Here is a 13,065-nt window from a genome sequence, read left to right as displayed (position 1 = left end):
TGGCACGCTACTCCGCCTTCTCGCGCCGGTCCTCAAAACGCCGCACACTGGGGCCGTGGCCACCCTGCTTGCCCTGCTGCTGCTGACGCTCCCGGTAAAGCCAGAGAGTCCAGTCAATGCCGACGCGCCCCCAACGTCCCAGGCGGAGTCCACGCGTTACGTCTTCGCCTGGCGCGGCGTGCCGGTGGGCACGGTGACGCTGAAACTGGAGCCGGGCCGCTTCACCTACGTCAGCCAGCACCTGCACACCCGCGCCGGGAAGGCGGGAGCGCGCCGCCGGGAGCAGACCCTGGAGGTGGATGCCCAGGGGCGGGTGCGGGGCGCTCAGGCGGTGCCGCAGGCGCTGTGGCTCTGGAAGGGCGTGCCCGCCCTGGGCTGCGTCGTGGGACGGGAGGAGCTGACGGGCCGCGAGGGCCCGCACTGCGTCACCCGAGTGGGGGACGGGCGCGTGGAGGGCACGCTGGTGGGGACGGCCTTCCAGGCCCGCTATGGGGCGGACGGCCGGATGGAGGCGCTGGAGGTGGGGGACTCGCGCTTCACCGTGGCCGCGCCCGGGGAGCGGCTGCGCGCGCCTCCCGAGCTCTTCGCGGACGGGCTGCCCGTGGAGGGGGCCCGGGGCGCGCTGTCGCTGGAGCCGCCGCTCGACGTTCCAGCGCAGCTCGCGGGGCTGACGCCGTGGAAGGCGGCGGCGGCGCGGGCGCTGGCGGCCGAGGTCCACGCGGCCTTCCCGGAGAAGACGCCCGGCGGCGCGGACTGGCGCGAGGACGGCGAGGGCGAGGCGGGTGGGTGCCTGGCGCACGCGCTGCGCTTCGCCGCGGGGGCCCGCGCGCGGGGCGTGAAGGTGGCGCTGGTGCACGGGCTGCTGGTGGTGGACGGCGGGCCGGCACGCCCCCACGCCTGGGTGCGCGTGGCGCTGGCGACGGGTGGGACGCTGGATTTGGACCCGACGTCCCTGGACGAGGTGTCACCGAATACGCACCTGCCCATCGCCCTGGCGGAGGCGCAGGGCCCGGCGCTGGAGGCGGGGGCGCGCTGGCTGTCGCTGCTGCGCGGGGCGCACCGGGTGGTGCGCCGGCCGTGAGGCAGCGGGCTACTCGAAGGGGATGATGGACACCTTCGCGCCGGCCTGGACGTCCAGGACCTCCTTGGCCCACGCGGGCAGGAGGGCCTGGGTGTTCTCCAGGCGGGCGTGGCAGCGCACGGAGCGGAAGCGGTTGCGGCCGGTCTCACTCTCCACCGCGACGAGGACGTCATCCCCCTCCAGGTCGAAGTCCTCCTCCGCCACCTTGAGCGTGCGGTACTTGCGTATCAGGGAGATGTCGGCCGTGTCGGCCTCGAAGTGGGGGCCGCCGTCGAAAGGGTCGATGCGCTCCATGTACTTGAAGCCGATGCGCTCCAGCATGCGCTGCACGCCGCGCGTCTGCGGGCCCACCTCGCCCAGCACCTTCTGCACGCGCGCGGGGAAGAGCGACGCGTAGATGTCCGAGGCGGGGAAGAGCTCCTTGATGAACTCCTTGTTCTGCCGGCTGAGGCGGTCCGCCTCCTGGTAGGTGAGGCCGGTGAACTTCTTGCCGCAGGCCTCCCACAAGAGGCTGCGGCCGTCCGGCAGCAGCGGCGGCAGCAGCTCCGCCAGCACGCGGGGGCGGAAGAGCCGCCGGTGCATGGCGATGAAGAGGAAGCGCCCGTAGGACAGCTGCTTGCCGGGCTTGTCCGGCGTGGCGCGGTAGGGCGGGTCTACGACGAGGCCGCCTACCTCGGTGGGGCCCTCGTAGTTGTAGGCGATGGAGAGGACCTTGTGGCGAAGGTGACGGGAGAGGGACGCGGAGTAGTGCTCGCGCTCGCTCACCTCGTAATAGATGTGCGGAGCCTCGTAGGTGCCGTGCTGCGCGATGATCATCGACGTGCCGATGATGAGGCTGTTGCGCACGTCCTCCAGCACGAAGAGGTACTCGCGCTCGAAGGGGTTCTTCACCTTGCCCGCGAAGCTCTTCACCGACGTGTCCACGATGGCCGAGAGCGTTTCCTCGTTGTTCGGCAGGTTCACCGTGTTCAGCACGGCCGCGAGCCTCTTCAGCCCGGGCAAGTCGGTCTTCTGGACGTCACGCAGGACAAGCATGGGGACACTCGGGACGCCCCCGTGGTGGAGCGCCGGAAAGAGGGGACCATACCCCACACCTGCCGCCCGTCAGCTTGAAGGTTGCCGGCGTGTTGATGACGCGACGTGTTGCTGTCGGCTTGCCAGGATGCCCGGAGTGTGCAAGCCGCTCCGGGCTCGACGTGAAACATGGCGTGAAACATTCAAGGCCTTGCATGCCCGCCTGCCCACTTGCCGGACCAGCGGGAAGGAATTCGCGGGGGAATGAAGCAGGGGAGGGTTTGCGATACGGTGTGTCGGTCGTTGCATTCCAAACCTTTGCGAGGATGTATTTTGAGAGCCTTTGTCCCCGTATGGCTTGTGATGTGGTGCGTCCCCGGGCTCGCCATGGCAGGCGTCGTGTGGCGGGGGGACTTCGAGACGGGTGACCGCTCGCAGTACTCCCGTGCGCAGATGGTGAACGCGAACCGGCTGCAGGTGGTGACGTCCCCCGTGGCCGAGGGCCAATACGCGCTGAAGGCGACGGTGCATCAGGGCGACGACCCCATCAACGCCAGCGGGAATCGCAACGAGCTGGTCTACATCAGCAACGAGCCGGTGGGCTCGGAGTACTACTACCGCTGGAAGGTGATGTTCGCCAACGACTTCCCCAGCGTGGACACCTGGCAGCTCTTCACCCAGTGGCACCACGACGGGTGCTGTGGTTCGCCGCCGGTGGAGTTCTACGTGAAGGGGGAGGAAATTCGCCTGTCGCTCCCCGGCACCAGCGAGATTCCCTGGCGCACGAAGCTCACTCGCGGCGTGTGGCACGAGTTCATCCTGCACGCGAAGTGGTCGTCGGACCCGAAGGTGGGCTTCGTCGAGCTGTGGCACAACCAGGAGCTGGTGCTGCCCAAGCGCGGCGCGATGACGATGTACTCGGGGCAGCGCAACTACCTGAAGCTGGGCCTCTACCGGAGCGACACGGTGCGGCCGGTGGGCGTCGTCTACCACGACGGTTTCATGCAGGCGACGGCACTGTCGGACGTGCTCGAACAGAAGCCGGAGCCGCCGCCCGTGGACGCGGGGACGCCGGTGGACGCGGGCGTTCCCCTGGACGCGGGTTCACCCGAGGACGCGGGCAGCGTGGACCCGGACCCCGTGGATGCGGGTGGGGCCGAGGAGCCGGGGCCGCAGCCGGACGCGGGCACGCCGCCCGTGGACGCGGGCACGGTGCCCGGGCCGAACGTGCCCCCGCCCGGAGGCATCTCCCCGGATGAGGGCGTCGCGGCCCAGGCGGGGTGCAGCAGCACCGGTGGCTCCGCGGCGGCCTTCGCGCTGCTGGGGCTGATGGGACTTGCGGGTTACCGCCGTCGCGGCAACTGAGCCCCCGGGGGGCGCGCGGGCCATGGGCTCGCGCGCCTTCGTGGGGAAGTGTGCGGTGCGAGTCTCGACCTACGTGTCTTGAGCGCTCGTACCCACCGGTTGCGTTGGTTTGCCGGAGAAGGGCTGCGCGGCTCCGGAGCAATGCGCCGCTCTCGTTCGAGTGGGAGACCCAACGTGGCACGTCCGAGTGAGTCCCGGTGCCGAGGCTTCCTCACCTGGAAGGCTGACGCGTTGCTGGCGCGCCTGACGTGTCAGCAGTGCCTCGTGTCAGCCCTCTTCGCGCGAGCAGCCAATCCAATCACCTGACAGGTCAGGACCGTGCCTGTCGTTCGGCGGGAAGGTACCGCGGGCTCGCCGGCCACGTCCCTCGTGAGGGCCGTTCCGCCGGAACCAGGGCCTCAGGGGTTTCTCCTACGCAGCCATCCCGTCGTGCGTCGTCGCGCACCGGTGCCTTGCCGCGGGACGTGACGACCGGATGGGGCGGGTCCAATCCTCCCCCTGATTCCATATGCTGGTGCTGGAATGGAGGTGGATTCGCGTCTGTGGTTGAGGCGGATTCGGGCGCGCCTGGAGAAATGTCTTGCACGTCAGGCGCGGAGTGGCGGCGACAGCGGCTGACGCGTCAGTCGCATGGCGGAACTCCAGCCTCCATGTGGATTTAAGACGCGGCGAGGGGGGGGGCAATGGGTGGCATGTGAGTTGCTCTTGTTTGCGCCAGGCGGGATGAACTCCTTGCCGTGAATCCGATGTAAGGGTTCAGCAGCGATAGACATCAACCACACGAAAGAAATGGTGCGTACATGGCGAAGATCGTCTTCCTGATTGATTCCAGTGCACTTCCCAAGGGCGGGGCCTCCGTCAACACCGCGGTCGCGGTCGGGCATCCTCCGTTCGTCCTGAACGACAAGCCCCAAGACCCCGAGTACAAGGTGCCCGTCGCGAAGGGGGAGAACATCCGCATCTACACGGAGGAGCAGAACCACCTCACGTCCGTGAAGCTCGCGCCCAACGGCATCATCGCGCATACGTTCCAGAACAATCCGCTGAAGGTCGCGGACATGATGAATTCCGCGAAGCGGCCCATCGACATCCCCAACTTCGACATGGACCCAGGCCCGGTGCCTGACTTCATCGCGTTCGGCGTCAATGACGCGCAGTGGGGGCAGACGCCTTCTTCCTGGAGCAACTGGCCCAGCAACCCGCTCATCGACCAGGACCTCACGGCCAGCATGACGCGCAGCTACATCCCGTACGTCACGTTCAATGCCAGTACCATCGTGAGCGGTGAGCTTCAGTACGGATTGGTGTTCGGACTGACAAGGGACGGGGCGACCGTCGAGTATTTCTACTTCGACCCCTTCATTGTCATTGGTTCGTGAAGTGGATGGGCGCGGCCCCGTGCGCACGGTTCGTCTGGGCTGGATGCCATTGACGTAGCGCCCCTCTCACGAAGTGGCACCGGAAGCCGCTGCTCCAGCCGGGGGGGGCGTTGTTCCCCTGGGCTGCGGGCCCGCCTCTCCTCGGCGCGGCGCCCATCGTGGGGGCGCCGCGCGTCGAGCTCGAGTCCATGGACTGGATGTACCGGGTGGGCGCCCGCTTCGTCCCTCGCTCTGGCGCGTGTGCCGTGCAATATCGGTGTTCCAGGGACGTTGTCCGAACAGCGCCCGTCCCTTGGAACGCCCATGCGATACCTCCTCTTCCTTCCGCTCTGCACCTTGCTGGCCTGTGCCCACGCGCAGCCGGCCGCCACGCCTCCGGCACCCGCCGCGCAGGCGCCCGTGGACCCCGAGTCACGGTTCCGTGAGGCCCTGCAACGGGCGGGCATGGCCATGGAGGCGGGGCGCTTCGACTCCGCGCTTTCGGAGATGCAGCGGCTGTGGGACGGCGGACGCCAGACGGACGACGTGGCCTGGTACGCCGCCTATGCCTCGCTGGGCACCGGTGACGATGCCGCGGCGTTCACCTGGCTGGAGCGCGCCGTCGAACGCGGGATGAGCTCACCGGGCGACCTGCTGCATGACAAGTCCCTGGCGCCGCTGCGGCGGATGCCCGGCTACGATGCGCTGGTGGCGCGGGCCCGGGAGAACGCGCTGAAGGCGCGCGCCGAGCGCAACGTGGGGGCGGGGCTGGAGAAGACGACGCCCGCGGAGGCGGGGGTGTCGGTGCCGGCGCTCGAGTCCTTCGTGAAGGCGGCCGAGGACGCGGGCTCGTCGGCCCTGGTGGTGCTCCGTCATGGAAAGCTGGTGGGCGAGTGGTACTTCGGCGGCGAGACGCAGCGCATCGAGTCCATGTCCGCGACCAAGGGCGTGGTGGCGCTGGCCATTGGCCTGCTCATCGACGAAGGGAAGATTGCCTCCGCCGACGCGCCCGTCTCCACCTTCTTTCCGGAGTGGAAGGACGGCCTCAAGGGGAAGGTCACCTTGCGGCACCTGCTCAGCCACACCTCGGGGCTGGCGGCGAACGCCAACGCGATGGACATCTACGAGTCGCGAGACTTCGTCCGCTACGCGTTGGACGCCCACGTGGTGGACGTGCCGGGGAGCCAGTTCTTCTACAACAACAAGGCCACCAACCTGCTCGCGGGCGTGGTGGAGCGCGCCTCGGGGGAGAAGCTGGACGTCTATCTCATGCGGCGCCTCTTCGAGCCGCTCGGCATCCGTGATGTCTTCTGGCAGAAGGACCCGTCCGGCAACCCGCTGGGCATGTCGGGGCTGCGGCTGCACCCCGTGGACTTCGCGAAGGTGGGCCAGTTGATGCTCCAGCGCGGCGTCTGGCAGGGCCAGCGCATCCTGAGCGAGTCCTGGATTCAGGAGTGCACCGCCGCGCCATCGCAGGCCCACAACCCCACGGCGGGCCTGCTGTGGTGGCTCGTCTACGACAAGGCGTTCCGCGTGCTGGGCCAGGACATGGTGGACGAGGCGCGCCGCAACGGCATGCCCGAGGCGCCGCTGTCCCGCCTGCGCGACGTGGTGGACCAGCCGATTCCCTCCGGGGACTTCATGCGGGTGCTCTCCGAGCGGCTGGGCGGGATGAAGGGCGTCATGGCGCTCATGGAGAAGAGCGCCCGCGTTCCACTGCGAACGCAGGTGGAGGGGGCACCCCAGGGCTACTCGGCGCGCGGCTCCTTCGGGCAGCTCCTGCTGGTGGTGCCGGACCAGGACCTGGTGGTGGTGCGCATGGCCGTGCCGGACGGGCGGGTGCCTCCGGACGTCATGGAGTTCCCCGCCTTCAACGCGCTGGCCCGCTCGCTGGTGCCCTCTCCCTGACAGGCGCTCAGGCCCGCGAGGCGCGACGGTGCGCTCGGGTGCCCGCGCCGCCGGCCCTGTGGCATAAGGCCCTTCCAGCATGCCGCCCTCTCGCCGTGTTTCGCTCGTCCTGAGCTACCAGTACCCGGGCAAGTACGCCTTCACCGTGCTGGCGGGAGCCGTGGAGTCGGACCCGGCGCTGGCGGACGTGACGCTCCACTTTCCGCGCAGCCGCGAGACGCTGCTGGACACGATTCGCGAGCGCGTGGACGCCGGAGACACGGTGGTGGCCGCGTGGTCCTTCTACTCGGCCAGCTTCGCCCCCGCGGCGGCGGAGCTGGCGTGGGTGCGTGAGCGGCTGGAGGGGCGGGAGGTGCTGTGCATCGCCGGCGGCGTGCATGCCACGGCGGAGACGCTCCAGACGCTTCAGGCGGGCTTCGACCTGGTGGCGGTGGGCGAGGGTGAGTACTCCCTGCGCGCGTTGCTCGGCCGGGTGCTGCGGGGCGAGGAGCCGCGTGACACGCATGGCATCGCGTCCCTGCAGGACGGGAAGCTGGTGCAGCACGGCCGAGGGGAGGGCGTGCTGCTCGACGACTTCCCGCCCTTCGCGGCGCGCAACGGGCAGTACGGCGCCATCGAGATTACGCGCGGCTGCATCTATGCGTGCCGCTTCTGCCAGACGCCGTTCATGAGCAAGGCGCGCTTCCGCCACCGCTCCGTGGCCAACGTGGCGCACTGGGCGGGGGAGTTGCGGCGCTCGGGCCGGCGCGACCTCCGCTTCATCACGCCCACCTCCATGTCCTACGGCACCGCCGACGAGTCGGTGAACCTGGACGCGGTGGAGGCCTTGCTCGCCGCGGTGAAGGAGGCCATGGCTCCCGATGGGCGCGTCTACTACGGCACCTTCCCGTCGGAGGTCCGCCCCGAGCACGTCACGCCCGAGGCGCTGGCGCTGCTCAAGCGCTACGTCCACAACGACAACCTCATCATCGGCGGGCAGTCCGGCTCCGAGCGCATCCTCCAGCGTACGCGCCGCGGGCACGACGTGGAGACGGTGGTGCGCGCCACCCGCATCGCGGTGGCGTGTGGCTTCGTGCCCAACGTGGACTTCATCCTCGGGCTGCCCGGCGAGGAGCCGGCGGACGTGGACGCCACGGTGGCGCTGATGGAGCAGTTGGCCGGGCTGGGGGCGCGCGTGCATGGGCATACCTTCATGCCGCTGCCGGGGACACCCTTCCGGGACGCGCCGCCCGGGTCGGTGGATGAGGCGACTCAGCGCAAGCTGGACCGACTGGCCTCGCAGGGGCGCCTGTATGGGCACTGGAAGCAGCAGGTCGCCCTGGCCGAGGGCATTGCCTCACGCCGTCGCCCGCGTGCGGGGTAGCGGCAGGGCGGCACGGGCAAGACAGGCGTGAAGGCGCTGGCCCGCTTCGAGCTGCCCGGGCCGTCACTTCCACGGGCCTCCGCTCCGCCAGGCGCTTAGGATGAGGCCGCGATGTCCACCGACCCGGCACCTCCCTACTGGCTCCTCATCTCCGTCCTCTTCAGCAACCAGCCGCTGTCTCCCTCGCTGGCGATGACGCTGCACCAGGCGGCCTTCGAGCTGCACCAGCGCGGAGAGGGCGCCAAGGAGGTGGCCGGGGACATGGTGAGCGGCCGGGTGGTGAACCTGCGCAAGGACGTGTCCTTCGGAGGCATCGCAGGGCCGGCCTTCGAGGCGGAAATCGAGACGGAGCGGGGCTCCGGCGTGGTCCGCTTCGTCCTCACCCGCCAAGGACTGGAGCGGATGAAGCAGCAGTCCCCCGAGCCGCCCCGGCCCAAGTACCTCAACTGAGCCAGCACGCGCCCGCCCGGCTGTCCGCTCCCTGCGCGTGGACGGTGGGCGTCTCCATCTTGGAGACATGGACCCCAAGGACTACCTCAAGCGGAGCGCGGGCATCCCGCTCGACCCCCAGAAGCAGAAGGACCCCGAGGCGGACGGCGAGCAGGTCCCCGCGGAGGGACGCGCCGAGTTCCTCAACGACATCACCGAGCAGGACGGCGGCCAGCGCACCGACGTCGACCTGCCGTGGCGCAAGGGGCCGGAGCTGCAACGCGGCCAGCGCGCCGCCTACAACGCGGAGAGCGACAAGAAGAAGGGCTGAGCCCTACTCCCGGTCGAGGTCCACCTTCATCTTGTTGCCCATGTGCAGGATGGAGTTGGACAGCGTGGCGGCGGACATCTCCGCCAGCTCCATGAGGACCTGCTCCTGCTGCGCCTGCTCCGAGCCCGCGGGGGCCTGGGACACCGGGGCGCGCGAGCCGTCCTCGGAGATGGGCCCGCGGCCCACGGCGGAGAGGTAGGAGTTCAGCATCCCGTTGTTCGGCGAGCCGCCCACCGAGGCGAGCGCCGAGGCGACCACTGCGCCCCCCGACACCATCAGCGGATCCCCAGGCCGGTTGGCCGGGGCCATCGGGTTCACCAGCGCGCCAAAGCCGGTGCTCGCGGCGCGGCTGCTCGCCTGCGTGGTGGGGGGCTGAACCCGGGGACCGTTGAGGGAGTTGATGCGGTTCATGGCGGCTCCGTCTCGGTCCGGGACGCGCACCACGCACGTGTCGGACCTCTCGAATCCCCATTATCGCCCGGCCGCCGGCGAAGTTGCGCGAAAGGCCGAAAACGCCCGAAGGCCGCGGACTTACGGGCGTGCACCCCGTCAGCCGCGGCCTTCCTGGGACTTCAGGAGGCGCCGTCGCCTAGAACTGGTGGGCCTCGGTGGACTCCGTCAGGGCGAGCGTGCTGGCGTTGCCGCCGGAGATGACCTCGGCCACCTGGTCGAAGTAGCCGGTGCCCACCTCGCGCTGGTGACGGGTGGCGGTGTAGCCGTCCTTCTCCGCCGCGAACTCGGCCTGCTGCAGCTCGCTGTAGGCCGCCATGCCGCGGTCCTTGTACTTCCGCGCCAGCTCGTACATCCCGAAGTTGAGCGCGTGGAAGCCGGCCAGGGTGACGAACTGGAACTTGTAGCCCATGGCGCCCAGCTCGCGCTGGAACTTGGCGATGGTGGCGTCGTCCAGGTTCTTCTTCCAGTTGAAGGACGGCGAGCAGTTGTAGGCCAGCAGCTTGTTCGGGTACTTCGCGCGGATGCTCTCGGCGAACTTCTTCGCCTGGGCCAGGTCCGGGGTGCTCGTCTCGCACCACACCAGGTCCGCGTAGGGCGCGTACGCCAGGCCGCGGGCGATGGCGCAGTCCAGGCCGCCGTTGAGGCGGTAGAAGCCCTCCGCGGTGCGGCCGGCTTTCTTGTCGATGAAGGCGTGGTCGTACTCGTCCGAGTCGCTCATCAGCAGCTTGGCGCTGTCCGCGTCCGTGCGGGCCACCAGCAGGGTGGGCACGCCCATGACGTCCGCGGCGAGCCGGGCCGCGGAGAGGGTGCGGATGAAGTGGCTGGTGGGCACCAGCACCTTGCCGCCCATGTGGCCGCACTTCTTCTCGCTGGCCAGCTGGTCCTCGAAGTGTACGCCGGCGGCGCCGGCCTCAATCATGCCCTTCATCAGCTCGAAGGCGTTGAGCGGGCCACCGAAGCCGGCCTCGGCGTCGGCGATGATGGGCGCGAACCAGTAGCGGTCCTTGCGGCCCTCCGCGTGGTCAATCTGGTCCGCGCGGCGCAGGGCGTTGTTGATTTTGCGGACCACGGTGGGGACGCTGTCCACCGGGTAGAGGCTCTGGTCCGGGTACATCTGCCCCGCGGAGTTCGCGTCCGCCGCCACCTGCCAGCCGGACAGGTAGATGGCCTTCAGGCCCGCGCGGACCATCTGCACCGCCTGGTTGCCGGTGAGCGAGCCGAGCGCGTTGATGTAGTCGTCAGTGTGGAGCAGCTCCCAGAGCTTCTTGGCGCCCATCTCCGCCAGCGTGTAGCTGATGGTGATGGAGCCGCGGAGCTTCTCCACGTCCTGCTGGGTGTAGTTGCGCTTGATGCCCTCGAAGCGCTGCGCGTGGAGCTTGGCGTGAGGGGAAGCATCGGCGGTCGTCGGCGTGGCGTCGTACATCGTGGGCTCCTCGCTACGGTAAAAGGGGTGGGTTGCTGCCGCGAAGGTGAGAAGGGTTCAGCGTTGGGCTTCCAAGGCGTCGTAGGCCGGCAGGGTGAGGAAGTCCTCGAAGGTGCCGGCGGTGGAGAGCCGCTCGAAGAGCACGCGCGCGCGCTCCAGGTGGGCCGCGCCGTAGCGCTCCTTCGCGCCTTCCTTGTCCAGGCGGGCCATCTCCTCGCCCAGCGCGTCGCGGAAGAGGGCGGGCGTCACCTTCCTGCCGTCCTCCAGCGAGGCGCCGTGGTGAATCCACTGCCACACCTGGGCGCGTGAGATTTCGGCGGTGGCCGCGTCCTCCATCAGGTTGTAGAGCGGCACGCAGCCCAGGCCGCCCAGCCACGCGGCGGTGTACTGGATGCCCACGCGGATGTTGTGGCGCAGGCCCTCCTCGGTGCGCGTGCCGGACGGCGCCTTGAGCAGCTCCGCCTCGCCAATCTTCACGTCCTCGCGCTTGTTGGAGAGCTGGTGGGGGCCCTTCATGTGCGAGTCGAAGATGTCGCGCGCGATTTCCACGAGGCCGGGGTGGGCCACCCACGTCCCGTCGTGGCCATTCTTGACCTCGCGCAGCTTGTCCGCGCGGACCTTGTCCATGACGGCGTCGTTGGCCGCCGCGTCCCCCTTGATGGGGATGAAGGCCGCCATGCCGCCCATGGCGTGCACGTTGCGGCGGTGGCAGGTCTGGATGAGCAGTTGGGAGTAGGCGTTGAGGAACGCCTTGTCCATCGTCACCTGGCCGCGGTCCGGCAGCACGACGTGGGTGTCCGACTGGAGCGTCTTGATGAAGCTGAAGATGTAGTCCCAGCGCCCGCAGTTGAGGCCGGCCGAGTGCTCGCGCAGCTCGTAGAGGATTTCGTCCATCTCGAACGCGGCGGGCAGCGTCTCGATGAGGACGGTGGCCTTGATGGTGCCGGGCGGGATGCCCAGCTCCGACTGGGCCAGGTGGAACACGTCGTTCCACAGCCGGGCCTCCAGGTGGCTCTGCAGCTTCGGCAGGTAGAAGTAGGGGCCGGTGCCGCGCGCCAGCTGCTCCCGGGCGTTGTGGAAGAAGAAGAGCCCGAAGTCGAGCAGCGAGCCGGAGATGGGCTTGCCGTCGATTTCGAGGTGCCGCTCCGGAAGGTGCCAGCCGCGGGGACGCACGAAGAGCACGGCGCGCTTCGGGTTGAGGGCGTAGTGCTTCCCGTTCTCCGCGGTGAAGGAGATGGTGCCGCGCACGGCGTCGCGCAGGTTGACTTGCCCGCGCACCACGTTGTCCCAGGTGGGGCTGTTGGCGTCCTCGAAGTCCGCCATGAAGACGTTCGCCCCGGAGTTCAGCGCGTTGATGACCATCTTCCGGTCCACCGGGCCGGTGATTTCCACGCGGCGGTCCTGGAGGTCGGCGGGCAGGGGCGCCACCGTCCAGTCCCCCTCCCGGATGGCCTTCGTCTCCGGCAGGAAGTGGGGCCGCGCTCCCTTGCTCCAGGCCGCCTGCACGGCCTTGCGGCGCTCCAGCAGGGCCAGCCGGCGCTCACCGAAGGTGCGGACCAGCTTCGCCACGAAGTCCAGGGCCTCGGGCGTGAGGACCTCGGCGTAGTCGGGGTGCCAGGGCCCCTTCACCACCACGCCCGGGCCGAACGCCGGGGGTTTCACAGCGGGGGCTTGGTCCGACATCTGGGCTCCTTTGGCTAGGCGCGTTGTAAATCTGCTGTGACGGCTCGGAAAATGAGTCCTGAGAGTGCGAAAAGGAAGTGCGGCGTGAATCTTTGCCTGCTTGCCTGTAACTGTGTCAACAGCCTACTTGTTAAATCTGTAAATCAACAGAGTGCCCCCAAGGGCGTATGCAATGGGGTGCACCCAGGCGCGTAGGTAGGAATGGGGGCCACGGACGCCAAGTGGGAGCGGCCCCGGAAGGGAGACGTGATGGACGCCAAGAGACGCTGCGCCACCTGCACGGAGGAAGTGAGCCTGGAGGTCCGGAGGTGCCCGCGCTGCGGCGCGCGCACGGAGCCGATGCACCGGGGCGTGGACGGGCGGCTGTTGACGGGGGTGTGCGCGGCGCTGGGGCGGGAGCTGGGCGTGGACGCGGCGCTGGTGCGCGTGGGCTTCGTGGTGGCGCTGGCGGTGTCCGGGGGCACCGCGCTGATGGTGTACCTGCTGCTGTGGGCCTTCACGCCGCCGTCGGCGACGGGCATCGCGCCCCTGCGGCGCACGTACAACTGGCTGGCCGGCCTGGGCAACTCGGAGCGCACGCCGCGCGTCGAGCGCCGGGTGTAGTGCTCAGCGTCCAACGATGAAAAACACGCCGGAGCCCTGCCTGAAGGCTCCGGC

General features: G+C 69.2%; 12 protein-coding genes. 8 read left to right on the top strand and 4 right to left on the bottom strand.

Annotated elements, in window-relative coordinates; translation table 11 throughout:
• Positions 1 to 55: 55 nt before the first annotated feature.
• On the top strand, positions 56 to 1,081 hold the full coding sequence (locus tag KGD87_RS21245) for a lasso peptide biosynthesis protein (protein WP_284662167.1): 1,026 nt from the start codon (positions 56 to 58) through the stop codon (positions 1,079 to 1,081).
• Between the two features lie 9 nt (positions 1,082 to 1,090).
• Here KGD87_RS21245 and KGD87_RS21240 read toward each other — a convergent pair whose 3' ends face one another.
• On the bottom strand, positions 1,091 to 2,116 hold the full coding sequence (locus KGD87_RS21240; RefSeq protein ID WP_284662166.1) for an arginine N-succinyltransferase: 1,026 nt from the start codon (positions 2,114 to 2,116) through the stop codon (positions 1,091 to 1,093).
• 366 nt (positions 2,117 to 2,482) lie between these two features.
• Between KGD87_RS21240 and KGD87_RS21235 the strand changes: the two genes are divergently transcribed.
• The 6 genes from KGD87_RS21235 (at position 2,483) to KGD87_RS21210 (ending at position 8,849) form a co-directional block, all read left to right on the top strand.
• The gene (locus KGD87_RS21235) at positions 2,483 to 3,460 is read left to right on the top strand and encodes a heparin lyase I family protein (protein ID WP_284662164.1); all 978 of its coding nucleotides are present in this window, start codon (positions 2,483 to 2,485) and stop codon (positions 3,458 to 3,460) included.
• 800 nt (positions 3,461 to 4,260) lie between these two features.
• Complete coding sequence (locus tag KGD87_RS21230) at positions 4,261 to 4,839, top strand: hypothetical protein (protein WP_284662163.1); 579 nt, start codon at positions 4,261 to 4,263, stop codon at positions 4,837 to 4,839.
• 303 nt (positions 4,840 to 5,142) lie between these two features.
• Positions 5,143 to 6,726, top strand: a complete 1,584-nt coding sequence (locus tag KGD87_RS21225; RefSeq protein ID WP_284662162.1) for a serine hydrolase domain-containing protein — start codon at positions 5,143 to 5,145, stop codon at positions 6,724 to 6,726.
• A gap of 79 nt (positions 6,727 to 6,805) precedes the next feature.
• On the top strand, positions 6,806 to 8,089 hold the full coding sequence (locus tag KGD87_RS21220; RefSeq protein WP_284662161.1) for a TIGR04013 family B12-binding domain/radical SAM domain-containing protein: 1,284 nt from the start codon (positions 6,806 to 6,808) through the stop codon (positions 8,087 to 8,089).
• A 111-nt stretch (positions 8,090 to 8,200) separates the two neighbouring features.
• Complete coding sequence (locus KGD87_RS21215) at positions 8,201 to 8,539, top strand: hypothetical protein (RefSeq protein ID WP_284662160.1); 339 nt, start codon at positions 8,201 to 8,203, stop codon at positions 8,537 to 8,539.
• A gap of 67 nt (positions 8,540 to 8,606) precedes the next feature.
• Complete coding sequence (locus tag KGD87_RS21210; RefSeq protein ID WP_176408784.1) at positions 8,607 to 8,849, top strand: hypothetical protein; 243 nt, start codon at positions 8,607 to 8,609, stop codon at positions 8,847 to 8,849.
• A gap of 3 nt (positions 8,850 to 8,852) precedes the next feature.
• Here KGD87_RS21210 and KGD87_RS21205 read toward each other — a convergent pair whose 3' ends face one another.
• The 3 genes from KGD87_RS21205 to aceB all read right to left on the bottom strand — a co-directional run bounded on the left by KGD87_RS21205 (position 8,853) and on the right by aceB (position 12,408).
• Positions 8,853 to 9,260 (bottom strand): hypothetical protein, encoded by a 408-nt coding sequence (locus KGD87_RS21205; protein WP_284662157.1) that lies wholly within the window; start codon positions 9,258 to 9,260, stop codon positions 8,853 to 8,855.
• 178 nt (positions 9,261 to 9,438) lie between these two features.
• The gene (gene aceA / locus KGD87_RS21200; protein WP_284662155.1) at positions 9,439 to 10,725 is read right to left on the bottom strand and encodes an isocitrate lyase; all 1,287 of its coding nucleotides are present in this window, start codon (positions 10,723 to 10,725) and stop codon (positions 9,439 to 9,441) included.
• A gap of 57 nt (positions 10,726 to 10,782) precedes the next feature.
• Positions 10,783 to 12,408: a malate synthase A gene (aceB, locus tag KGD87_RS21195; RefSeq protein WP_284662154.1), complete on the bottom strand. Its 1,626-nt coding sequence runs from the start codon at positions 12,406 to 12,408 to the stop codon at positions 10,783 to 10,785.
• A 249-nt stretch (positions 12,409 to 12,657) separates the two neighbouring features.
• Between aceB and KGD87_RS21190 the strand changes: the two genes are divergently transcribed.
• Entirely contained in the window at positions 12,658 to 13,011 is a 354-nt protein-coding gene (locus tag KGD87_RS21190) for a PspC domain-containing protein (protein WP_284662153.1), read from the top strand.
• The last annotated feature ends 54 nt before the right edge of the window (positions 13,012 to 13,065 follow it).

Source organism: Myxococcus sp. SDU36, assembly GCF_030168875.1.
Classification (GTDB): Bacteria; Myxococcota; Myxococcia; order Myxococcales; family Myxococcaceae; genus Myxococcus; species Myxococcus vastator.
Note: the sequence above shows the minus strand (reverse complement) of the source record. Positions and strands in the feature narration are given on the sequence as shown.